The 22282-nt window shown below is 72.3% G+C and carries 16 protein-coding genes; 10 read left to right on the top strand and 6 right to left on the bottom strand.

Annotation, left to right across the window (positions count from 1 at the left end):
- The first annotated feature begins 2 nt into the window (after positions 1-2).
- The 3 genes from ACFU3E_RS15050 (at position 3) to ACFU3E_RS15040 (ending at position 4595) form a co-directional block, all read left to right on the top strand.
- Positions 3-2933 carry an SUKH-4 family immunity protein gene (locus ACFU3E_RS15050; protein WP_384156905.1) on the top strand — a complete coding sequence of 977 codons (2931 nt, stop codon included), beginning with the start codon at positions 3-5 and terminating at the stop codon, positions 2931-2933.
- Between the two features lie 170 nt (positions 2934-3103).
- The gene (locus ACFU3E_RS15045) at positions 3104-3565 is read left to right on the top strand and encodes a carboxymuconolactone decarboxylase family protein (RefSeq protein ID WP_384156902.1); all 462 of its coding nucleotides are present in this window, start codon (positions 3104-3106) and stop codon (positions 3563-3565) included.
- A 142-nt stretch (positions 3566-3707) separates the two neighbouring features.
- Entirely contained in the window at positions 3708-4595 is an 888-nt protein-coding gene (locus tag ACFU3E_RS15040; RefSeq protein ID WP_384156899.1) for a cellulose-binding protein, read from the top strand.
- 473 nt (positions 4596-5068) lie between these two features.
- Here the strand turns inward: ACFU3E_RS15040 and ACFU3E_RS15035 are convergent, their stop codons facing one another.
- The 4 genes from ACFU3E_RS15035 to ACFU3E_RS15020 all read right to left on the bottom strand — a co-directional run bounded on the left by ACFU3E_RS15035 (position 5069) and on the right by ACFU3E_RS15020 (position 9328).
- Positions 5069-6682, bottom strand: coding sequence for a cation acetate symporter (locus ACFU3E_RS15035; protein WP_384156896.1), 1614 nt, complete (start codon positions 6680-6682; stop codon positions 5069-5071).
- On the bottom strand, positions 6679-7128 hold the full coding sequence (locus ACFU3E_RS15030; RefSeq protein ID WP_384156893.1) for a DUF485 domain-containing protein: 450 nt from the start codon (positions 7126-7128) through the stop codon (positions 6679-6681). The genes ACFU3E_RS15035 and ACFU3E_RS15030 overlap by 4 nt, the downstream gene beginning before the upstream one ends.
- 161 nt (positions 7129-7289) lie before the next feature.
- Positions 7290-7814: a GNAT family N-acetyltransferase gene (locus ACFU3E_RS15025; protein ID WP_384156890.1), complete on the bottom strand. Its 525-nt coding sequence runs from the start codon at positions 7812-7814 to the stop codon at positions 7290-7292.
- A gap of 20 nt (positions 7815-7834) precedes the next feature.
- Positions 7835-9328 (bottom strand): MFS transporter, encoded by a 1494-nt coding sequence (locus tag ACFU3E_RS15020; protein WP_384156888.1) that lies wholly within the window; start codon positions 9326-9328, stop codon positions 7835-7837.
- Between the two features lie 469 nt (positions 9329-9797).
- Here ACFU3E_RS15020 and ACFU3E_RS15015 point away from each other — a divergent pair, with 469 nt between their 5' ends.
- The 3 genes from ACFU3E_RS15015 to mfd all read left to right on the top strand — a co-directional run bounded on the left by ACFU3E_RS15015 (position 9798) and on the right by mfd (position 17364).
- Positions 9798-10586 (top strand): ABC transporter ATP-binding protein, encoded by a 789-nt coding sequence (locus ACFU3E_RS15015; protein WP_384156885.1) that lies wholly within the window; start codon positions 9798-9800, stop codon positions 10584-10586.
- Positions 10583-13162 (top strand): ABC transporter permease, encoded by a 2580-nt coding sequence (locus ACFU3E_RS15010; RefSeq protein WP_384156881.1) that lies wholly within the window; start codon positions 10583-10585, stop codon positions 13160-13162. Before ACFU3E_RS15015 ends, ACFU3E_RS15010 begins: the two co-directional genes overlap by 4 nt.
- Positions 13163-13830: 668 nt before the next feature.
- A complete protein-coding gene (mfd, locus tag ACFU3E_RS15005; protein ID WP_384156878.1) occupies positions 13831-17364 on the top strand; it encodes a transcription-repair coupling factor in 3534 nt (1177 codons plus the stop codon).
- Positions 17365-17702: 338 nt separating this feature from the next.
- On the opposite strand, the gene ACFU3E_RS15000 is transcribed toward mfd, so the two are convergent.
- Entirely contained in the window at positions 17703-18305 is a 603-nt protein-coding gene (locus ACFU3E_RS15000) for a TetR/AcrR family transcriptional regulator (protein WP_384156875.1), read from the bottom strand.
- 104 nt (positions 18306-18409) lie between these two features.
- Between ACFU3E_RS15000 and ACFU3E_RS14995 the strand changes: the two genes are divergently transcribed.
- Positions 18410-19324: a hypothetical protein gene (locus ACFU3E_RS14995; RefSeq protein WP_248503669.1), complete on the top strand. Its 915-nt coding sequence runs from the start codon at positions 18410-18412 to the stop codon at positions 19322-19324.
- A gap of 88 nt (positions 19325-19412) precedes the next feature.
- Here ACFU3E_RS14995 and ACFU3E_RS14990 read toward each other — a convergent pair whose 3' ends face one another.
- Entirely contained in the window at positions 19413-19598 is a 186-nt protein-coding gene (locus tag ACFU3E_RS14990) for an antitoxin (RefSeq protein ID WP_248503667.1), read from the bottom strand.
- A gap of 162 nt (positions 19599-19760) precedes the next feature.
- On the opposite strand from ACFU3E_RS14990, the gene ACFU3E_RS14985 reads away from it, so the two are divergent.
- The 3 genes from ACFU3E_RS14985 to ACFU3E_RS14975 all read left to right on the top strand — a co-directional run bounded on the left by ACFU3E_RS14985 (position 19761) and on the right by ACFU3E_RS14975 (position 22256).
- Positions 19761-20537, top strand: a complete 777-nt coding sequence (locus ACFU3E_RS14985) for an HNH endonuclease family protein (protein ID WP_384156870.1) — start codon at positions 19761-19763, stop codon at positions 20535-20537.
- A 159-nt stretch (positions 20538-20696) separates the two neighbouring features.
- Positions 20697-21440, top strand: coding sequence for an N-acetyltransferase (locus ACFU3E_RS14980; RefSeq protein WP_384156867.1), 744 nt, complete (start codon positions 20697-20699; stop codon positions 21438-21440).
- A 183-nt stretch (positions 21441-21623) separates the two neighbouring features.
- Positions 21624-22256 carry a hypothetical protein gene (locus tag ACFU3E_RS14975; protein ID WP_248503661.1) on the top strand — a complete coding sequence of 211 codons (633 nt, stop codon included), beginning with the start codon at positions 21624-21626 and terminating at the stop codon, positions 22254-22256.
- The last annotated feature ends 26 nt before the right edge of the window (positions 22257-22282 follow it).

Here is a 22282-nt window from a genome sequence, read left to right as displayed (position 1 = left end):
CGATGGTGACCTTCGCGCAGGCGCAGGAGCGCGCGGAAGAGTGGATCAACGGGGATCTGCCCGCGTACCAGCATCGTGAGGTGCGGGTGCGGGAGTTCGACCTCGGGTTCGTGGTGTGGGCCGAGGACCGGGCGGACGGGCCGCGGTCGGACGGTGGTGCGCAGCGGCTGGTGATCGCGCGGGACAGCGGTGAGGCGACGCTGTGGCCGGGGTTGCCGGTGGGTGAGGTGATCCGCCGGTACGAGGAGGAGTACGGCCGTGCGGACGAGGCCGACGAGCCGGCGCCGGCGGCACCTGCCGCGCGGGTGGATCTGAATCAGACGTCCTTCCTGCTGACTCCGCCGGAGTGGTTGCAGGACGCGGCGGACAAGCTGGGGATTCCGGACCGGCGGGGTGCGGGTGCGGGGGCCGGTGCTCCGTCGGCTGCTGTCGGTGAGCCGGCTTCGGCCGGTGATCCGGCTTCCGCCGGGCCGGGTGGTGGTTCGACTCCCACGCAGGGGGCGCCGGTCGGGCAGGGGAGTGGTGCGTCGTGGCCGGCGGCCGGGGGCGGTGACTCCGGGTCCGACGCGGGTACCGGGGCTTCCGAGGTGCCGGGCGTGCCCCCCGGGGCGACGCCCTGGGCCGGTACGGACACCAACGGCGATGCCGGTGACGACCGTTCCGTACCGCTGCCCGCGACGGTGTTCGCGCCGCCGCTGAGCGAGGCCGACGGCGACACGCCGCCGTCGACGACACCCGACGCCCAGACGGCCCTGATGTCGGGCGGCAGCGGGCTTCCGCCGACGGCGGTGACGCCGGCGGTGGACGGCCCGAGCGCCCCGGGGGCGGGGTACGGCTATCCCTCCGGGCCGGCTACCGCGCCCGGCGTGCCGGGGACGCCGCCCGGCGGGACGCCGCAGGGCAGTACGCCTCCGCCTGTGCCGGGCGGGCAGCCGTACGGCTATCCGCAGGGGGCGGGCGGTGCAGGTGCCGGATTCCCTGGTCCTGCCGGTCCTGCCGGTCCTGCCGGTCCTGCCGGTCCTGGCGGGGTGCCGCAGCCGCCGGCCGGGCCGGGTGCGCCTGAGCGGCCCCTCGCGCCCCACGCCGGTGACATCGCCGACGCCGCGACCAGTAAGGCGGCTCCGCCGCCGGGCCGTGGCCGCAACGCCGGTCCGACCACGCCGCCTCCGCCGGGCGCCCCGGGTGCGCCGGGTGCGCGGCCGGGCAGCACACCCCCGCCGTCGGGGTCCGGGGTTCCGGGCACTCCGGCGGGCGGGTACGTGCCTACGCAACTCGTGTCGGCGCTGAGTCCTGAGGGGCCGGGCGGACCGGGTGGACCGGGCTCCGAGGGTCCTGGTGCACCCGGCGGTCCGGCGGGTCCTGCTGGTGCCGGGGGTTCCGCGGGGGCCGGGTCTTCGCAGGATCCCGGTGCGCCGTTGCCTCCGCAGCAGCCGCCGGGTGCTCCGCACCCGCCCGGTCCCCCTGGCGCGCCGCAGCCGCCCGGTGCCCCTGGTGGTACCCCTCCGGGTGGTGTCCACCATGCCGCCACGATGCTCGCCGACCCCGGCCGGATGGGCCCGGGCGCGCCTCAGCCTCCGCAGCCGCCCGGGCCTCCGGGAGCGCCTGGTGCCCCGCATCCGCCCGGTGCCCCGCATCCGCCCGGTGCGCCGCAGCCACCCGGCGCCCCTGGTACTCCCGGTGGCCCGGGTCCCGTGCATCACGCGGAGACCATGCTGGCCACGCCTCCGGCGGGTGGCCCCGGTGTGCCTCCGCCGCCGCAGGCCCCCGGCGCACCACCTGCCGCCCCGGGCGCCCCTGGCGTACCCGGTGCGCCGCCGCCCGTGCCGCACGGCGCGGTGCCGGGTGGGATGCCGCCCGGTATGCCGCCCGGCGCGGTACCCCCGGGTGCGGTGCCGCCGCCCGGTCAGCCCGCCCCCGGTCAGCCGGCGGCGTACGGCTATCCGCAGCAGCCCACCGGGCAGCCGACCGTCGGCCCCGGCTACCAGGCCGTGCTGCGCTACCGCGCGCAGGACGGTTCCGAGCAGCAGCTGATCCGGCGTTCGGCGCCGGGTACGCCGCACCCGGAGTGGCAGATCTTCCACGAGCTCCGGGCCATGAACGTGCCCCCGGACCAGGTGCTGGAGCTGCACACCGAGCTGGAGTCGTGCGAGCTGCCGGGTGCGTACTGCGCGCGGATGATCCGGGAGCAGTGGCCGCAGGCACGCATCACGAGCATCGCGCCGTACGGCACGGACCACGCGAGCCGGCAGCAGGGCATGCAGCAGCTGCTGGCCCACCAGGGCGAGTTGCACCAGGTGGCGGACGGCCCCGCGCGTCCGGCTCCGGTGCGCGCTCCGCTGCCGCCGGTGCAGCCGGTGCCGCCGATCCCGCCGGAGGCCATCGGGCAGGAGCTGGGGGCCGCGTTCGGACCGGGGGTGTTCCGGTTCGAGCAGGCCGCCGTGTCGCGGCAGGGTGTGCCGCCGGTGGTGGCGCACACGCTGGTGGCGGCCGGACTGCCGATGGACATGGGCCCGTTCTTCTGGGCGCAGGCCCAGCCCGGGCGGCCGGTTCCGACGCTGGCGGAGCTGGCGGCCGAGCGCGGTGTGCAGCCGGCCTCGGACGCGGGCTCCTATCTGGTGATGGGCAGCGACTTCGGCAAGGCGATCTGCGTGCAGTACGGCACCGCGAACATCGTCGCCGTGCCGGTGGAGGCCGGGCCGGGCGGGGCGCCCGTGCCGCCGCAGTTCGTGAACACCGGGCTGCCGGAGTTCGCGCGCTGCCTGGCGCTGCTCGGGCGGATGTGGCGGCTGCGGTTCGGGCTGAACCAGGAGCAGGCGGGCCGCTGGACCGTCGACTTCCAGGCCCAGCTGGCCGCCCTCGACCCGGCGGCGCTGGGGTCGCCGGAGAGCTGGTGGTCGGTGCTGCTGGAGCAGATGTGGGACGGACTGCTGTGAGGCGTCGCCGCTGACGTGCCGTGAGGAGCCGGGTTCGGTCGCTCGTACGACCGGGCCCGGCTCTTTCATGCCCGTGCGGAAATTCTTCGCGCCGGGCCGTCACAACTCCCTCCGGCGCTCCGTCAGTGCAGTGACGGCGACGCACCGCCGACCCACAGGAGGCAGAGATCATGCAGGCACGGATGACGAACCCGGCGTATGTCCTTTCCGGCGCGATGAAGGGCATCGGCACTCTCTTCCAGGCGATCGGGGAGGGCGGCCTGGCGCAGGACGTGGCGGAGATCGTCGGGCTGCGCGCCAGCCAGATCAACGGCTGTGGCGCCTGCGTGCACGGGCACGTCGCCAACCTCCGCAAGGCCGGGGTGAGCGAGGAGCGCATCGCGGCCGTCGCCGCCTGGCGGCACGCGCCCCACTTCTCGGACGCCGAGCGTGCCGCGCTGCGGCTGACGGAGGCGATGACGCGGCTTTCCGACCTCTCGGGGGAGCCGGTGCCGGACGCGCTGTGGGACGAGGTGGCCGACCACTTCGCCGAGAAGGAACTCTCCGCGCTGATCCTCACCGTCTCGGTCACCAACATGTTCAACCGCATCAACACGACCATCCAGGAGCCCGCGGGCACCACCTGGGGCTGACGGCCGTACGGCCCGGCCGTGGGTCCGTGACCCCGGTGCGGAGTGTCGCGTGCTGAACACGTCCGTCCGATCCACCAAGATGTGCGCGAAATCATCCCATTTCTGGCGCGACCTCACGTCGGTGTGGTGGAGAGGGGTCCGGATGAGCAGCACGACGGCGTCGCCGCACGGCTTCACGGCCGTGCGGGGGCGCGGCTACCGTCCCGAGCAGGTCGACGAGTACGCCGAAGCCCTCTCCGCGGATCGGGACGCGGCCTGGGAGAGGGCGGCCCGTCTGACGGTGCTCGCCCGGCGGATGGACGAGGAACTGGGGCGGCTGCGCGAGGCGGCGGCCCGGCTGGCCCCGCAGAACTACGAGACGCTCGGGGGACGGGCGCGGCGGCTCTTCGAACTGGGCGAGGAGGAGGCCGTCGCCGTGCAGGAGGGGGCGCGGCGGGAGGCGCGGCAACTCGTGGACGGGGCGCGGGCGTCCGCGGCAGGCGTGCGCGATTCCGCGCAGGAGCATGCCGATGCCGTGCGCGCCGACGCAGACGAACGCGCCCGGCTGCGGCTGCTCGCCGCGCACGCCGAGGCCGACGAGACCCGGGGCGCGGCCCGGCGCGAGGCGCAGGAGCATCAGGGCGAGGCACTGGCCGCGCTGCGGGAGATGCGGCAGCGCACCTCCGCAATGCTGGCCGAGCAGGACAAGGAACGGGCCGAACGGTGGGCGGACGCGGAGCGGGAGGAGGCCGCCCGCGAGGCGGCGCTGGACGCGCACCACGAGGAGGCGGTGACGCGCGCCGAGGACGCACTGTCCGAGGCCGAGCAGGCTGTCGCCGGGGCCGAGGACTCCGCCCGCGACCTGGAGGAGAGGGCTCACGCCCATGCGGCGGAGCTGGTCGCCCAGGCCCGCGAGCACGCGGAGTCCGTGGCGGAGGAGACGGACCGGGTCCTCCGCGCACACGCCGGGCAACGAGACGACGCCCTCGCTCACATCGACCGTGTTCACACCAGCCTGACGGCGTGGGCGGGGCGGGCGGCGGCGGAGTGACGCGGTCGGCGGGTGCCCGCGGGCGGCGCGGCTCGTGGCTCGTAGGCGAGACCGGCTCTCGCCCGTAGGTGGGGCGGACTCTCGCCCGCAGGCGGGGCGGCGCGCTGCCCGTACGTGAGGCGGACCGTCCGCCGCCGTCGCGCGACGGGGTGCCTGCTGTCTCCGTGGCCGTACGTGAGACGGGCCGGTCGCCGTCGGCGGTGCGGGGCCCGTCGGCCCCCCGGCCGCTCGCGGTGCCGACGGGGCGCCGTACCGCGCGAGGCCGGCCAGGGCCGACGGCTGACGTCGTCTCTCCTGTTCGCGGCGCGCGACGAGGCCGACGGCGCCCGCGCCCTGCGCGTGCCGGTCCGCGCAGGCGCGCGTGGGCACGCACTTACGCCGTGCGCTCCCACCCGCCTCGGCGTTCGGGCCGCTGCCTGCCTGCCTGCCTGCCTGCCTGCCTGCCTGCCGGTCGGCCCGGCCTGGTTTCCGCGTCAGGGGTCCCTGCGGACCGCGCCCGCCAGGATCCAGCCCTCGACGGCCTCGTACGCGTGGCGCTGCTCCTCCGACTTCCGGTGGCCGGAGGCCATCGTGCCCAGCCAGCCGCAGGCGAAGCCCAGGGGGATGGAGAGCAGGCCCGTGGTGGTGAACGGGAACCAGTTGAAGTCGGCTTCGGGGAAGGCCGAGACGGGTGAACCGGAGACCAGGTTGGTGCCCGGCATCAGGAGCAGGACGGCAAGGGAGCCGCCGATGAGCGTGCTGAGCAGGCCCGTTCGCGTGAAGCGGCGCCAGAACAGGCTGTAGACGAGCGCGGGCGCGATGGCCGAGGCGCCCAGGCAGAAGGACAGCGTCACCAGCGGTTGCAGGCTGCGGTGCTGGACCTGGGTGGCCAGGAGGATCGCGGGGACGCCCACGGCCAGGGCCGACAGCCGCGCCACGGTCATCTCGCGCCGCGGTGACATCTCCCGCACCCGGGCCGCGAACACGTCGTGCGCGAGGGAGTTGGCACAGGCCAGGATCATGCCGGCGACGGAGGCGAGCAGCGTGAGGAAGACCGCCGTGGTGACGGTCGTGAACAGGAACGTCTCCGCCGCCGACACGTCCCGCCCGAACGCCGCCTGAGATCCCAGCAGATACGCCGTGTTGCCCTGCGGGTCGACCTTCGCGATCAGCTCCCGCCCGACCAGCGCGGTCGCGCCGAAGCCGACGACCGTGATGACGAGCACGAACAGGGCCACGCCCGACACCGCCCAGGACATCGAGCGCCGCACCTGACGGGCGCTGGAGGCCGTGTACATGCGCATGGTGACGTGCGGCAGGACACCACCGCCGAGGACCACCGTCAGTTGCGCGGTGATCATGTCCAGGTCGGGGCTGGGGCCGCTCGAGAACTGCAGGCCCGAGGAGAGGAACGCCGAGCCCACGCCGCTGTTCTGGGCGGCCGCGTCGAACAGGGCTCCCGGGTCCCAGTCGAAGCGGTGGAGGATCAGCACCGCGACCACCATGCCGGAGCCGAGCAGCATCACGATCTTCAGGATCTGGATGAGGGCGGTGCCCTTCATCCCGCCGATCGCCGCGTAACTGATCATCAGTGCGCCCACGCCGATGATGCAGCCCGTCTGCAGCGTCTCGCCGGAGAAGCCGAGGATGAACGCCATCAGCTGCCCGGTTCCGGCCAGCTGCACCACCATCAGCGGTACCAGCGCCGCCAGGGTCACCGCACAGGCCGCGATACGGACACCGCGTCCCGGCATCCGGCGGGTCAGCGCGTCGCCCATGGTGAACCGGCCCGCGTTGCGCAACGGTTCGGCCAGCAGGAACATCAGCAGCATCAGCGACAGGGCGGTACTCAGCGCCAGCACGATCCCGTCGTAGCCGAACAGCGCGATGACGCCGCCGGTGCCGAGGACGGTCGCGGCGGAGATGTAGTCTCCGGCGATCGCCAGGCCGTTGCGCATGGGCGACAGCGAGCTGTAGCCGGTGTAGAACTCGTCCAGGTCGTCCCGGTCCGGGCCCGTCATCACGCACAGCAGCAGCGTGATCGTGGCGACGGCGGTGAAGCCGACGAGGGACATGGCCTGGGCGTTGCCGCTGAAATCGGTGGTCACCGTACTCCCTCCCGCTTCGCGTCCAGTTCGGCCTGCTTGCGTATCCGGTACGCGATCGGGTCGACGCGGCGGCGGGCCGTCTGCTCGTACAGGGCGATCGCCAGCCAGGTCACGGGGACCTGGACGAGCGCCAGCAGCAGTCCGGTGGGCAGACCGTCGGTGACGGTGCTCGTCATGAAGGACGGCGCGAACGCCGAGAGGATCAGGAACAGGACGAAATAGCCGAGCGCCGTGAGCGTGGCCACGCGCCGCTGCCGGCGGTAGGCGCTGCGCAGCTCCCTCAGGTCGCTGTGGTGCCCGAGCGCGGTGTGGCGCTGGGGACGCCGTCCGGCCGGTTCGGGCGCCTCCTGCGGCGCCCAGGGGTAGGTGTCGTACGTGTACGGGTCGTGGGACGGGGGCGGATCGGGTGGCCGGTACGGGTAGGACGGGGACGGGTCGTAGGACATCCCGGTACTCCTTGCGAGGGTTGGATCCGGTGCGGCGGACCGCAGGGAGGTGGGGGGCGGGAGCCACGCACGTTACTTCGGAGTAAGGGTCCTGCGCGAGGGTTTCGGCAAACTGATCGGTCGGTATGCGCTTACCTCTCCGACCTCGAGTGTTACCCGCGTTAACCCGAAAACGCCGGTGGCGCCGGCGGTGTGAACGCCAAGTCCCGGCGCGCATAACGGAGTCCGGGGCGGCCGCCCACGATCGTGTTCTCCACCCGCGTGAAGCCGTTACGGGTCAGGACTCTCATGGAAGCCGGGTTGTCCCGGGTCGTGGCCGCGGTGAGGGACGTCAGACCGTAGTCGGCGGCAGCCAGCCGGCACACTCTTGCGACGGCCGCGGTAGCCACGCCCCGGCCGGCGGCCTGCTCGCCGATGCGGTAGCCCAGTTCGGCACTGCCGTCCGTCACATCGACCAGGTTCACCCGGCCGATCAGGTCGCCGTCCTCCCCGAGGACGACATGGAAGCGGCACACGCGCGCGTGCTGCTCGTCGAGGAGCGCCCTTAGGCGTGCGGCGAAACCCACGGGTGTGAAGAAGGCGTCCCCGCGGTCCGGCACCGTGCGGGCGAAGTACGTCCGGTTCTCCCGCTCGAAGGCCAGCAGCGCGTCCGCGTGATCCGCCCGGAGTGGCTCCAAAGTCACCATGAGCGGGAGGATACGGACGCTCACTCCTTCAGCACCGGGAATTTCCGGGGCGCGACGAACAGCAGCACCAGGAACGCCAGGGCCGCCGCGCACCCGGCGCCCAGGTAGACCGCGTGCACCGCGTCGGCGATCGCCCGCCGCGTCGCCTCCGGCGCGCTGCCCGAGTCGAGCGCCCGCGTCACCGAGTCCAGGTCGCCCGCGCCGCCGAGCCGCGCGGCCAGCACCCCGTTGGCGACCGCGCCGAACACCGCCGCGCCGACGGTCTGGCCGGTCTGGCGGCAGAACAGCACGGACGCGGTCGTCGTACCGCGCTCCGCCCATCCCACCGTCGACTGCACACCGACGATGAGCGGCAGCTGGAACAGGCCCAGGGCGGCGCCGAGCAGCAGCATCAGCAGCGTCGGCTGCCACGCCCGCCCGGGGTAGGGCAGACAGGGGAACGCGAACAGGATCAGCGCGGCCGTGCCGATGCCCAGCATCGCCGTGTTGCGGAAGCCGATCCTGCGGTACACGTGCTGGCTCAGCGCCGCCGACACCGGCCAGCTCAACGTCCAGACGGACAGCACGAACCCGGCGGCCACGGGCGCGAGGCCCAGTACCGACTGGGCGTAGGTGGGCAGGAAGACCGACGGCGCGACCATCAGCAGGCCGAGCGCGCCCAGGGCCAGGTTGACCGCGGCGATCGTACGGCGCCTCCACACCCACCCGGGGATGATCGGCTCCGCCGCCCGGCGCTCCACCAGCACCACGACCGCGACCAGGGCAAGTCCCGCGGCGAACAGGGCCAGTGAGGGCACCGACAACCACGGCCACGCCACCCCGCCCTGCACCAGGGCCGTGAGCAGAACGCCGCCGCACGCGAACACCGCGAGCGCCCCCGCCCAGTCCACGCGCGCGTGCGCGGGGGCTTCCCGCTCCGGCTCGTGGAGGTGACGGACGATCAGCCACAACGCGACCGCGCCGACCGGCAGGTTGATCAGGAAGATCCAGCGCCAGTCCGCGTACGCGGCGAGCACGCCGCCGAGACCCGGGCCGGCGACCGCGGACACCGCCCACACCGTGGACAGCTTCGACTGGATCTTGGGGCGGTCCTTCAGGGGGTACAGGTCGGCGGCGAGCGTCTGCACCGTGCCCTGGAGCGCGCCGCCGCCCAGGCCCTGCACGATGCGGAAGGCGATGAGCGCCCCCATGTTCCACGCCAGCGCGCACAGCAGGGACCCGAGAAGGAAGACCACCGACCCCGCGATGAGGACCGGCTTGCGGCCGAAGGTGTCGGAGAGCTTGCCGTACACGGGCAGGGTGACGGTCACGGCCAGCAGGTAGCCGGAGAACAGCCAGGAGAAGACGGAGAAACCGCCGAGGTCCCCGACGATCTGCGGGACGGCCGTCGAGACGATGGTCGCGTCGAGCGCCGCCAGCGCCATGGAGAGCATCAGTGCCGCGACGACGGCTCCGCGCCGACCGGTCGTCACGGGACCTGCGACCTCACGTTCCGCCGAACTGGTGCCGCCCACCCAGGTCCTCCCCCCTCGCCCCGGCCACGCCCTCGCCGGGCCCCGCGCTTGTGTCTGCCCCTTGCACCTATCTGCCGCGGAACAGCTTCCCACTTGACCCTGACGTCGCGGGAGGGTGGAGCCTGAGTCGGCCGACGGGTGGAGCGAACCCTGAGACGGCCTCCACCCTCCGGTGGACTGCCCCTAGGGGTACCTCCGTACTACGACCTGGGGAGGGTTCGTACCGACGGAGGACGAGACGGGCAAGGGGCCTTCCTTAACCTGGCTTTACGCCGCCGGGGGGCGGTTCAGCACACCGGCGGGGGTGGGGTTTTCCACAGCAAAAGACTGCGCTGGACACCAGGGCGCGGGACCCCTCCCCGCCGCGAGACTGAACGCGTCGGACGGATTCCTGGTCCGGCAACGCGCACAACGGCTGTCGGCCAGGCGACCGCCTACACCAACTGCTGACCGATATAGGAGACATACCGTGACTTCGGCTGTAACCATTCCCAGGCACGGGGGCACTGGAGGGCGTACGGCCGTTGCCGCGCGGGCGCGGCAGGTCGTGAAGGCGTACGGATCCGGTGAGACCCGTGTCGTCGCCCTCGATCACGTCGACGTGGACATCGCACGCGGCCAGTTCACCGCGATCATGGGCCCCTCGGGCTCCGGCAAGTCCACACTCATGCACTGCCTGGCCGGGCTGGACACCGTGACGAGCGGCCAGATCTACCTCGACGAGACCGAGATCACCGGGCTGAAGGACAAGAAGCTCACGCGGCTGCGCCGGGACCGGATCGGGTTCATCTTCCAGGCGTTCAACCTGCTCCCGACGCTGAACGCGATCGAGAACATCACGCTGCCCATGGACATCGCGGGCCGCAAGCCGGACCAGCAGTGGCTTGCGCGGGTCGTGGAGACCGTCGGGCTCGCCGACCGCCTCAAGCACCGGCCCACCCAGCTCTCCGGCGGCCAGCAGCAGCGCGTCGCCGTGGCGCGGGCTCTGGCGGCCCGGCCCGAGATCATCTTCGGGGACGAGCCGACCGGAAACCTCGACTCGCGCGCCGGCTCCGAGGTCCTCGGCTTCCTGCGCCGGTCCGTCGACGAACTGGGCCAGACCATCGTGATGGTCACCCACGACCCGGTCGCCGCCAGTTACGCGGACCGTGTGCTGTACCTCGCCGACGGCCGCATCGTCGACGAGATGTACAAGCCGACCGCGGAGGCCGTCCTGGACCGCATGAAGGACTTCGACGCCCGGGGGCGCACGTCATGACCGTCATGAAGACCTCGATGCGCAACTTCTTCGCGCACAAGGGACGCATGGCCCTGTCGGCGATCGCCGTCCTGCTGTCGGTGGCCTTCGTCTGCGGGACACTCGTCTTCACGGACACCATGTCCACCACCTTCGACAAGCTCTTCGCGGCCACCTCCTCCGACGTCACCGTGAGCGCCAAGGGCGCCTCGGACACCGGTGAGACGACCGCCGACAACGGCAAACCGCCGGTCATGCCGGCCTCGGTGCTCACCGACGTCCGCAAGGCGCAGGGCGTGAAGTCCGCCGAGGGCGCCGTGTTCTCCACCTCGGTGACCGTCGTCGACGGCGACAAGGACAACCTGTCGCCCTCCAGCGGCGCCCCGACCATCGTCGGCAGCTGGAACAGCAACGAAGCCCGCACCATGAAGATCGTCTCCGGTGCGGCGCCCAAGGGCCCCGAGCAGATCATGGTCGACGCCGACACCGCCGACAAGCACGGCCTGAAGCTCGGTGACGAGATCGGCGTGATCACCGCGGTCGGCACCCACGACGCGAAGATCTCCGGCATCGCCGACTTCACCGTCACCAACCCCGGCGCCGCGATCTTCTACCTCGACACCAGGACCGCCCAGCAGACCCTGGTCGGCGAGAGCGACGTCTACACCAACGTCAATGTCACCGCGGCCGCCGGCGTCAGCGACGCGCAGCTGAAGAAGAACGTCACCGCCGCGCTCGGCGGCGACTTCCAGGTGCAGACCGCCAAGGAGACCGCCGACGCCAACCAGAAGGACGTCGCGGGCTTCATGAACGTCATGAAGTACGCGATGCTCGGGTTCGCCGGGATCGCCTTCCTCGTCGGCATCTTCCTGATCATCAACACCTTCTCCATGCTGGTCGCCCAGCGCACCCGGGAGATCGGCCTGATGCGGGCGATCGGCTCCTCCCGCAAGCAGGTCAACCGCTCCGTGCTGGCCGAGGCGCTGCTGCTCGGCCTCGTCGGATCGGTGCTCGGTGTCGCCGCGGGCGTCGGTCTCGCCGTCGGCCTGATGAAGCTCATGGGCCAGATGGGCATGGAGCTGTCCACCGACGACCTGACCGTGGCCTGGACGACCCCCGTGGTCGGCCTCGTCCTCGGCGTGGTCGTCACCGTCCTCGCCGCCTACCTGCCCGCCCGCCGCGCCGGCAAGATCTCCCCGATGGCGGCCCTGCGCGACGCGGGCGCCCCCGCGGACGCCAAGGCCGGCTGGATTCGCGCTGTGATCGGCACGGTCCTCACCGGCGCCGGCGTCTTCTGCCTGTACCTGGCGGCCGAGGCGGACACGGCCAAGGACGGCTCGCTGTGGCTCGGCCTCGGCGTGGTGCTGTCCCTGATCGGCTTCGTCGTCATCGGCCCACTGCTCGCCGGCGGTGTGGTCCGCGTCCTCGGCGCCGTCCTGCTGCGGATGTTCGGCCCCGTGGGGCGCATGGCCGAGCGCAACGCCCTGCGCAACCCGCGCCGCACCGGCGCGACGGGCGCCGCGCTGATGATCGGCCTCGCCCTGGTGGCGTGCCTGTCCGTGGTCGGCTCCTCCATGGTGGCGTCCGCCACCGACCAGCTCGACAAGACCGTCGGCACGGACTTCATCATCCAGTCCGACAGCGGCCAGCTGGTCACCCCGCAGGCGGTCGAGGCCGTGAAGTCCTCGCCGGACCTGGAGCACGTCACGCAGTACAAGTGGACCAAGGCCGACTTCACCACCCCTGACGGCGAGACGCTCAAGGACACGGCGATCACGGCGGCCGACCCGTCGTACGCGACGGACCTGCGCACCGAGGTGGTCGCCGGCAAGCTCCCCGACGCCTACAAGCCCGACTCGATGTCCGTGCACGAGAAGTTCGCCAAGGACCACGGCGTCAGCCTCGGGTCCAAGATCAAGGTGGCCTTCAAGGACGGCTCCGCGGCCGACCTGACGGTCCGGGCGATCACCAGCAGCGACGTCGTCATCGACGCGGGCGCGATGTACACGTCGATCTCGACGATGGCCACGTACGTCCCGGCCGACAAGATGCCGCTGGACTCCCTGCTCTTCGCCAGCGCCAAGGAGGGGCAGCAGGACGCCGCCTACACGTCCCTGAAGTCGGCGCTGCACGACTACCCGCAGTACACCGTGCGTGACCAGACCGACTACAAGGAGGCCCTGAAGGACCAGATCGGCCAGCTGCTCAACATGATCTACGGCCTGCTGGCCCTGGCGATCATCGTCGCCATCCTGGGTGTGGTGAACACCCTGGCCCTGTCGGTGGTGGAGCGCACCCGGGAGATCGGGCTGATGCGGGCGATCGGCCTCTCCCGCCGCCAGCTGCGCCGCATGATCCGCATGGAGTCGGTCGTCATCGCCCTCTTCGGCGCCCTGCTGGGCCTCGGACTGGGCATGGGCTGGGGCGCCACCGCGCAGCAGCTGCTCGCCCTGGAGGGCCTGATGGTCCTGGAGATCCCCTGGCCGACGATCATCGGCGTCTTCATCGGCTCGGCGTTCGTGGGCCTGTTCGCGGCACTGATCCCGGCGTTCCGGGCGGGCCGCATGAACGTCCTGAACGCGATCGCGACGGAGTAGCCGACCGGCGCCCGAGAACCACCGCACACGGGGGTTGCGGAGGATGGGCCCGCCCCGGAGGCATCCGCCTCCGGGGCGGGCCCGGCGGCTTTCCGGACACGTGCGCACACAACGGGCTGCGTGGCGGCGGGCCGACGGTGGGGCCGGTCGTCTCCCGGGTGGGGTGGCCGTCGGGTGGGCCTTCTTCGGGTGGGGCGACGGTGGGGCCTTGTCGTTTTCCGGGTGGGGTGGCCGTCGGGTGGGCCCTCATCGGATGAGCCGACGGAGGGGCCGGCCACTCTCCGGGCCGGGCGACCGCCTGGCCGGGCGCGCCCTGCGGTCGGCCCGGAGGGCCCCGCGTGCGTCAGCTCCCGGTCGCCGTCCGCCGCCGGAGGACCACGTACCCGCCCTCCTCGCCCACCACGCCGTACTCGGCGAGGGGGTGCAGCTTCCGGGCGTAGCCCACGGGGTCGCGGTACGTGACCGACCGCGTGTCCCGTGACCGCGTGCCTCGGTGCGGCGCCTTCCCCGGAGGCCGCGCCGGGGGAACGAATGTTCGCCCCCGGGGGGAACGGGCGTTATCCACAGGCCCGCCGCGTGGGCGCGCCTCGTCGTACGCTGGAGACCCCCCGGCCCGCGGCGCGCGTCGGGCCCGTCGTGTTGCCCACCTCTGGACGGAAAAAGCCCCCATGAGCCTGCACGGTCTGCTCGACGCCGTAGTGAAGGACGCCGCCCTCGCGGAAGCGATCAGGGCGGCCGCAGACGGCAACCGCATGCATGTCGACCTGGTCGGCCCCCCTGCGGCCCGCCCCTTCGCGGTCGCCGCCCTGGCCCGTGACACGGGCCGCCCGGTGCTGGCGGTCACGGCGACGGGCCGTGAGGCGGAGGACCTGGCCGCGGCCCTGCGCTCCCTCCTCCCGCCCGAGGGAGTCGTGGAGTACCCGTCCTGGGAGACGCTCCCGCACGAGCGGCTCAGCCCCCGCAGCGACACCGTCGGCCGCCGCCTGGCCGTGCTGCGCCGCCTGTCCCACCCCCGCCCCGACGATCCCGAGACCGGCCCGGTCTCGGTCGTCGTCGCGCCCGTCCGGTCCGTGCTCCAGCCGCAGGTCAAAGGCCTCGGCGACCTGGAGCCGGTCTCACTGAGGACCGGCGAGAGCACCGACCTCAACGAGATCGTCGAGGCCCTCGCGGCAGCCGCCTACGCGCGCGTGGAGCTCGTCGAGAAGCGCGGCGAGTTCGCCGTGCGCGGCGGCATCCTCGACGTGTTCCCGCCCACCGAGGAACATCCCCTGCGCGTCGAGTTCTGGAGTGACGACGTCGAGGAGATCCGCTACTTCAAGGTCGCCGACCAGCGCTCCCTCGAAGTCGCCGAGCACGGCCTGTGGGCGCCGCCGTGCCGCGAACTGCTGCTCACCGAGGACGTCCGTACGCGCGCGCGTGCCCTGGCCGAACAGCACCCCGAGCTCGGTGAACTCCTCGGCAAGATCGCCGAGGGCATCGCCGTCGAGGGCATGGAGTCCCTCGCGCCGGTCCTCGTCGACGACATGGAGCTGCTGCTCGACGTCCTGCCCAAGGGCGCCATGGCCGTGGTGTGCGACCCGGAGCGGGTCCGCACGCGCGCGTCGGACCTCGTGGCCACCTCGCAGGAGTTCCTGCAGGCCTCCTGGGCGGCCACCGCCGGTGGCGGCGAGGCGCCCATCGACGTCGGCGCGGCCTCCCTGTGGTCCATCGCGGACGTCCGGGACCGGGCCCGCGAGCTGGACATGATGTGGTGGTCGGTGTCGCCGTTCGCCGCGGACGAGGAGCTCGACGAGGACACGCTCAAGCTCGGCATGCACGCCCCGGAGACCTACCGCGGCGACACCGCCAAGGCCCTCGCCGACACCAAGGGCTGGCTCGCCGACGGCTGGCGCACGGTGTTCGTCACCGAGGGGCACGGCCCGGCGGCCCGTACCGTCGAGGTGCTGGGCGGCGAGGGCATCGCGGCCCGCCTCGACTCCGACGTCGCCGAGATCTCCCCGTCCGTCGTGCACGTGGCGTGCGGCTCCATCGAGCACGGCTTCGTCGACGCGGCCCTCGGAATCGCCGTCCTCACCGAGACCGACCTGACCGGCCAGAAGGCGTCGGGCCGCGAGGGCGCCCGGATGCCGGCCCGCCGCCGCAAGACCATCGACCCGCTCACCCTGGAGCCGGGCGACCACATCGTCCACGAGCAGCACGGTGTGGGCCGCTACATCGAGATGGTGCAGCGCACCGTGCAGGGCGCGACCCGCGAGTACCTGGTCGTCGAGTACGCCCCCGCCAAGCGCGGCCAGCCCGGCGACCGCCTCTACATCCCCACCGACCAGCTGGAGCAGATCACCAAGTACGTCGGCGGCGAGGCCCCCACCCTGCACCGCCTCGGCGGCGCCGACTGGACCAAGACCAAGGCCCGGGCGAAGAAGGCCGTCAAGGAGATCGCCGCCGACCTGATCAAGCTGTACAGCGCGCGTATGGCCGCCCCCGGGCACGCCTTCGGGACGGACACCCCCTGGCAGCGCGAACTGGAGGACGCCTTCCCCTACGCGGAGACGCCCGACCAGCTCACCACCATCGCCGAGGTCAAGGAGGACATGGAGAAGACGGTCCCGATGGACCGCCTGATCTGCGGCGACGTCGGCTACGGCAAGACCGAGATCGCGGTCCGCGCCGCCTTCAAGGCCGTCCAGGACGGCAAGCAGGTGGCCGTCCTGGTGCCCACGACCCTGCTGGTGCAGCAGCACTTCGGGACGTTCAGCGAGCGGTACGCGCAGTTCCCGGTGAGCGTGAAGGCCCTGTCCCGCTTCCAGACCGACACCGAGGCCAAGGCGGTCCTGGAGGGCCTGCGCGAGGGCTCGGTCGACATCGTCATCGGCACGCACCGCCTGTTCTCGTCCGAGACGAAGTTCAAGGACCTGGGCCTGGTCATCGTCGACGAGGAGCAGCGCTTCGGTGTCGAGCACAAGGAGCAGCTGAAGAAGCTCCGGGCCAACGTCGACGTGCTGACGATGTCCGCGACCCCGATCCCGAGGACGCTGGAGATGGCGGTCACCGGCATCCGCGAGATGTCGACGATCACCACCCCGCCGGAGGAGCGCCACCCGGTGCTGACCTTCGTCGGTCCCTACGAGGAGAAGCAGATCGGCGCCGCGATCCGCCGTGAGCTGCTGCGCGAGGGCCAGGTCTTCTACATCCACAACCGCGTCGAGTCGATCGACCGCGCGGCGGCCCGGCTGCGCGAGATCGTCCCCGAGGCGCGCATCGCCACCGCCCACGGGCAGATGTCGGAGTCGGCGCTGGAGCAGGTCGTCGTCGACTTCTGGGAGAAGAAGTTCGACGTGCTGGTGTCCACGACGATCGTGGAGTCCGGCATCGACATCTCCAACGCCAACACCCTGATCGTGGAGCGCGGCGACAACTTCGGGCTCAGCCAGCTGCACCAGCTGCGCGGCCGGGTGGGCCGTGGCCGCGAGCGCGGCTACGCCTACTTCCTCTACCCGCCGGAGAAGCCGCTGACCGAGACCGCGCACGAGCGGCTCGCGACCATCGCCCAGCACACGGAGATGGGCGCCGGCATGTACGTGGCCATGAAGGACCTGGAGATCCGTGGCGCGGGCAACCTCCTCGGCGGCGAGCAGTCCGGCCACATCGCGGGTGTCGGCTTCGATCTGTACGTGCGGATGGTCGGCGAGGCCGTGGCCGACTACCGGCGCCAGCTGGAGACCGGCGAGATCGAGGAGGAGCCGCCGCTCGAGGTCAAGATCGAGCTGCCCGTCGACGCGCACGTCCCGCACGACTACGCGCCGGGCGAGCGGCTCAGGCTCCAGGCGTACCGCGCCATCGCCTCCGCCAATTCGGAGGAGGACATCAAGGCGGTCCGCGAGGAACTCGTCGACCGCTACGGCAAGCTGCCCGAGCCGGTGGAGAACCTGCTGCTCGTCGCGGGCCTGCGGATGTTCGCGCGTGCGTGCGGCGTCGGCGAGATCGTGCTGCAGGGCAACAACATCCGGTTCGCCCCGGTGGAGTTGCGCGAGTCGCAGGAGCTGCGCGTCAAGCGGCTGTACCCCGGGGTCGTCATCAAGCCGGCGGTGCACCAGGTGCTGGTGCCGCGCCCGAAGACCGCGAAGGTGGGCGGGAAGCCGCTGGTCGGGCGGGAACTGCTGGCGTGGGTGGGGGAGTTCCTCACCTCGGTGCTGGGGTCCTGATGCCTCGGCGCACGGGGCGGCGCTGACGCCCTGGTTCCGCTGAGGTTCCGTCAGGCCACCGGGCGTACGTGGGTAGCGGTGGCCTGGTGCGGGGCCGTGCCGGTCGAGCGCCGTCCCGACGGCGCTCTCGGGGCCGCCGGCGGCCGTGATGTCGGCGACGAGCGGGCTGGTCCGGGACGGGTCATGGCCGGCGGTCCCGAGGAGCGGCGCCTCGCGCGGTCCCGACGAGCGGCGCCTCGCGGCGGCGGCCCACCGCCACGACGTGCGCGCGCCCTCGTCGGCGAAGGCATGCCCATGACGTCAGGGGCAAGGTCAACCGCGTGCCCCACCCGGGGTTGCTAGTCGGCGGGGCGGAACAGCATCGCCGCCAGCCCGCGGAACACCTCCTCGGGGTCCTGATCGCCCACCGGGCCGTCGAGGTTGTGGCTGAGCAGCAGCGTGGCGAAACCATGGGCCAGGGACCAGGCCGCGACACCGGCGAGCCGGGCGTCGGTGCCGCGGCCCTCCGGCGGCACGGCGGCGACGGCGTCGCGCAGGGCGTCCGAGGCGAGGGCACGGGCGGTGGTCAGTTCCAGGTCGCCGCCGCGCAGCAGCTCGGGCGCGAACATCACCTGGAAGTGCGCCGGATACTCCCGCGCGAAACGCACGTAGCGCACGCCCGCCTCCTTCAGGTCCGCCGCCTCCCCGAGCGTGGTCGCGAGCAGTCCGAAGCCCTCGGCGGCGATCGCCGTGAGCAGCCCCGCGCGGTCCTTGAAGTGGTGGGCCGGCGCGGCGTGCGAGACACCGGCGCGGCGGGCGAGGTCGCGCAGACTCAGCGCGGCCGGACCGTCCGCCGCGATGACGTCGAGGGCGGCGCCGAGGATGGCACGGCGCAGATCACCGTGGTGGTACGGGCGGTTCGCGGGGCCCTTTTCGTTCGCTGATGCCTTGCTGGAGCTCATGGTCAGGAGCGTACGCCGAATCTTGTCATTGACAAGTTGGCCTCGGCTCGGGCAATCTTGTCAGTGTCAAGTTGCGCGTGGCCGGATGCGAGTGGAGGTACGCCATGCCGGAACAGGTCAGTGAGATCGGCGAGGGCGCCGCGGCGCGGGAGGGCGGCGTGGAGCCGGCCCGCGTACGGCAGATGTGGCACCTGCTGGAGCCCTTGCACGCGGTGCTGTACTACGCCCCGGAGGCCTTCGCGGAGGCGGCTGCCCTCGGATACGACACGGGGGAGCGCTGGCCGAGCTACTTCCCGTATCGCGCCGCCCCGTTGGGGCAGGCCGGACCGGAACAGGTGGCCTCGGCCTTCTACAGCTTCAGCCCGCGCATGGTCGCCGAGTACGTCGAACCGGCGTGGAGAATCGCGAGCCCCATCGCGGTGATCGAGGCGAGGACGCGGGCGGTCGACAGGGCCTACCGCTCCCTGTTCGGCGACCGGGTGTCCGGCCCGGAGCTGGCGGAGGCCGCCGCACTCGCCCGGCGCGCGGCAGAGGCCGCGGACACCGCCGCCCGCCCACTGGCCGCGGCCAACGCGGGGCTCGACTGGCCGCAGGCCCCGCACCTGCAGCTGTGGCACGCGGCGACGATCCTGCGCGAACACCGCGGTGACGGCCACCTCGCGGCCCTGCTCATGGCGGAACTCGATCCCGTGGAGGCGCTCGTTTCCTTCGCCGCGATAGGTGCCGCGTCGGTGGAGCGCTTCGAGAGCCGCGGCTGGAGTCCTGAGCAGTGGACGGCCGCACGCGCCCGCCTGGCCGCCAGGGGACTGGTCGACGCGGACGGTACGGCGACGGAGGCGGGCCGCGCCCTGCGTCACCGCGTGGAGCGGCACACCGACCAACTGGCCGCCCGGCCCTGGGAGTCCCTCGGCCCGGTCGGTGCCGACCGTCTCGCCGAGCTGCTGGGCGACTTCTGGGTCGCGGTCCTGGCGTCGGGCCTGCTGCCCTCGGAGACGACGCTGGGCATAGGCAAGGTCTGACCGGAGGGGGCGGCCAGACTTCGCACATGGGAAGCCGCCCGCAGGAGATACGTCTGGGTCTCCGCGGACGGCCTCGGGTTCGGAGGCCTTACTGCTGTTCGGGCCGGTCCCGGTCGCGGTCCATGCCCAGAGAGCCCTCGACGCGCTGCTGGCCGGAGTCGACCTGGTCCTCGTACTTGCCGCCGGTCCTCTCGTTCATCCGCTCTTCCGCGGTGTCAGAGCCCTGCTTGCCCTTGTGCCGCGCCTGGCTCTTGAACTTGTCGAAGATGCCCATGCAAAGCTCCCTCCGGAGGTGACTCAGAACCGACGATACGCGCGAGATGCGAAGAATGCGCATTGAGGCCCGATGTGGTCTGAACCTCTTCCTCGCTACCGTGGGACCGGGCACCGGCCGCCCGTGCCGGAGCGGAACACGCAGACAGAGGAGGGGCGCACGGTGAGGCGTCTGAGGGGTGGGGCGGCACTGGCTGTCGCGATGGTGTTCACCGGTTCGGCACTGGCCGGCTGCGAGGGCCTGGCCCCGCCCGCGGACAGTGGTGGACCCTCCGGTTCCGGCGTTCCGGCCGCCGGTGACGGACGGGCCGTGAGCCCGCTGGACAACCCGGACGGCACCAAGCCGGGGCTGGCGGCGATCACTTCCAGCGCGGACAAGGAGAAGGCGCGTGCCCTGATCGAGAAGGTGACGACGAAGGGCCGCGGCCCCAAGACGGGCTACGAACGGGACAAGTTCGGCTACGCCTGGATGGACTCGGCACCCCGCGACGTCCCCTTCTCCCGCAACGGCTGCGACACGCGGAACGACCTTCTGAAACGAGACGGGGAAGACCTGCGCTTCCGGGCGGGGTCGGACTGCGTCGTCACCTCACTGACGCTGCACGACCCGTACACCGGGAAGGTCATCGAGTGGACCAAGTCCCATGCGATCAAGGTCCAGATAGACCACGTCATGCCGCTGTCGTACGACTGGCAGATGGGCGCCTCGCGCTGGACGAAGGACAAGCGGGAGTCCATCGCCAACGACCCGCTCAACCTCGTCCCGGTGGACGGGCCGACCAACGGCTCGAAGGGAGACTCCGGCCCGGCGTCCTGGCTCCCCCCGAACAAGCAGATCCGCTGCGCCTACTCGGTGCGCTTCGCCCAGGTGTCGCTGAAGTACGAACTCGCCGTGACGGCGGCCGACAAGGAGATGATGCTGGAGCAGTGCGGCGGGTAAGTGTCCCTGTCCGGAGGCCGGTTGATGGCGATGGGCTCGGAGACCTGGCCATCTCCGTGGGTCTCGGTTGCACCGCGCCGCTCTACGGGGGCGCGGCGGACCGGGTGCCCGCTCGGTAATTCGGTTCCGGGTGTCCGCCCCCGTGCCTACCGTGATCACATGCAGCCGAAGATATCGAGCCTTGCCGACCGCCCGGACATGCTGGAGCGGGTCGTCGGGATGGCGGACAGCTGGCCGGAGTTCGTGATCCAGGACCTCGTGGGCGCCGCCCACTTCCCACGGATCGCCACCGAACTCCCGGAGTACGTCCTGTTCGCCGAGGACGAGCGGGGCGAGATCGTGGCGAACGCCTACAGCGTGCCGTTCGCCCTCGACGCCGAGCACCGCGGCCGGCTGCCGGCCAACGGCTGGGACGCGGTGCTGGTGTGGGCCTTCTCCGACCTGCGGCGCGGAGTCCGGCCCGACACCGCCAGCGCGATCTCGGTCTCCGTCGCCCCGCAGGCACAGGGCCGCGGCCTGTCCGCGGTGATGCTCTCGGCCATGCGCGACAACGCCCGGGCCCGCGGCTTCCGCGAGGTCGTAGCCCCGGTCCGCCCCAACGCCAAACACCTCGAACCGCACACGCCGATGGAGGAGTACGCCCACCGCTTCCGCCCCGACGGCCTGCCTCAGGACCCGTGGCTGCGCGTCCACGCCCGGGCCGGTGCCACCATCGACTCGGTGGCACCGGCGTCCATGACGGTGTCCGCCCCGCTCGCGGACTGGCGCCGCTGGACGGGCCTGCCCTTCGACACCGACGGCGACATCGAGGTGCCCGGCGGTCTGGTGCCGGTGCGCTGCGAGGTGGAGCGCGGGTACGCGGTGTACGTCGAGCCCAACGTGTGGATGCGGCACCCTTTGTAGGGCATGACGGACGGTCGGCCGCGACCGGCCCCGGGACGGCTGTTCACACGAAGTGATCAGCATGACAACGGTTCGGTACAACCCGTGACCGGTTGTCCGTGTCGGGCTATACGCTCGGATTCCCCAACAGGGTCTGTCACTCGCACGTCCGTCCCCATCGGCCACACCGGTCCAGGAGCAGTCATGTACGGCCACGGCGCGGCACCGCCTCCCCGCAGCGCGGCAACGGTCATCTCCCTGCGGGTGCTGTTCGTCGCAGCCGGTTTCCTCACGTGCGGCGTGCTGGCCTGCGTACCGCTGTTCCGGGTCGCCGTCCTGCGCGGACGGGCCCTCGACTGGGTGCTGGCCTGGGTGAGCCTGCCGCTGTCCATCGCGTGTTTCGCCGTGGTCGGCGCTCTGCCGGAGGGCGACTACCGCACCGACATCGCGCTGGCCATGGTCCTGCTGCTCGGAGCGGGCGCCGCCATCCACTTCCTCGTCGTGGACATCGGCCACCACGGCGAGCGGCGGAAGTTCGCCGGTTACGCCTCGCCCCACGCGCCGACCGTCGTGCACACCCCGTACGGCTATCCGCAGCCCGCGCCGCCGTACGCCCCGACGTCCACGCCCGTCCCGCAGCCCCCGGCACCTCACACACCGGCCCCCCACGACGCCACGCCCCATGCCCAGGGCCCGATCCAGCCGCCCCCGTCCCCCCAGCGCCCCGCCCCCGCCCGCATCGACCAGGTCCGCGCCGAACTCGACGAGCTCAGCGACTACCTGCGCCGGCACGAGGGCGAAGGACCCCGGGACGGCAACCACGAGGGCGGACGGTGACCGGGGCCGCGGGACGTGTCGTCGCC

The organism is Streptomyces sp. NPDC057424 (assembly GCF_042803315.1).
Taxonomy (GTDB): Bacteria; Actinomycetota; Actinomycetes; order Streptomycetales; family Streptomycetaceae; genus Streptomyces.
The sequence above is the reverse complement of the archived record's forward strand: the minus strand, read 5'-3'. Positions and strand labels throughout refer to the sequence as shown.

Excerpts from the sequence above, each read along its gene's own strand:
- ACFU3E_RS15000 (WP_384156875.1), bottom strand. The coding sequence starts at position 18,305 with ATGAGCTCCAGCAAGGCATCAGCGAACGAAAAGGGCCCCGCGAACCGC.
- ACFU3E_RS15010 (WP_384156881.1), top strand. The coding sequence starts at position 10,583 with ATGACCGTCATGAAGACCTCGATGCGCAACTTCTTCGCGCACAAGGGA.
- ACFU3E_RS14990 (WP_248503667.1), bottom strand. The coding sequence starts at position 19,598 with ATGGGCATCTTCGACAAGTTCAAGAGCCAGGCGCGGCACAAGGGCAAG.
- ACFU3E_RS15045 (WP_384156902.1), top strand. The coding sequence starts at position 3,104 with ATGCAGGCACGGATGACGAACCCGGCGTATGTCCTTTCCGGCGCGATG.
- ACFU3E_RS14995 (WP_248503669.1), top strand. The coding sequence starts at position 18,410 with ATGCCGGAACAGGTCAGTGAGATCGGCGAGGGCGCCGCGGCGCGGGAG.
- ACFU3E_RS15040 (WP_384156899.1), top strand. The coding sequence starts at position 3,708 with ATGAGCAGCACGACGGCGTCGCCGCACGGCTTCACGGCCGTGCGGGGG.
- mfd (WP_384156878.1), top strand. The coding sequence starts at position 13,831 with ATGAGCCTGCACGGTCTGCTCGACGCCGTAGTGAAGGACGCCGCCCTC.
- ACFU3E_RS14980 (WP_384156867.1), top strand. The coding sequence starts at position 20,697 with ATGCAGCCGAAGATATCGAGCCTTGCCGACCGCCCGGACATGCTGGAG.
- ACFU3E_RS15025 (WP_384156890.1), bottom strand. The coding sequence starts at position 7,814 with ATGGTGACTTTGGAGCCACTCCGGGCGGATCACGCGGACGCGCTGCTG.
- ACFU3E_RS15050 (WP_384156905.1), top strand. The coding sequence starts at position 3 with ATGGTGACCTTCGCGCAGGCGCAGGAGCGCGCGGAAGAGTGGATCAAC.
- ACFU3E_RS15030 (WP_384156893.1), bottom strand. The coding sequence starts at position 7,128 with ATGTCCTACGACCCGTCCCCGTCCTACCCGTACCGGCCACCCGATCCG.
- ACFU3E_RS14975 (WP_248503661.1), top strand. The coding sequence starts at position 21,624 with ATGTACGGCCACGGCGCGGCACCGCCTCCCCGCAGCGCGGCAACGGTC.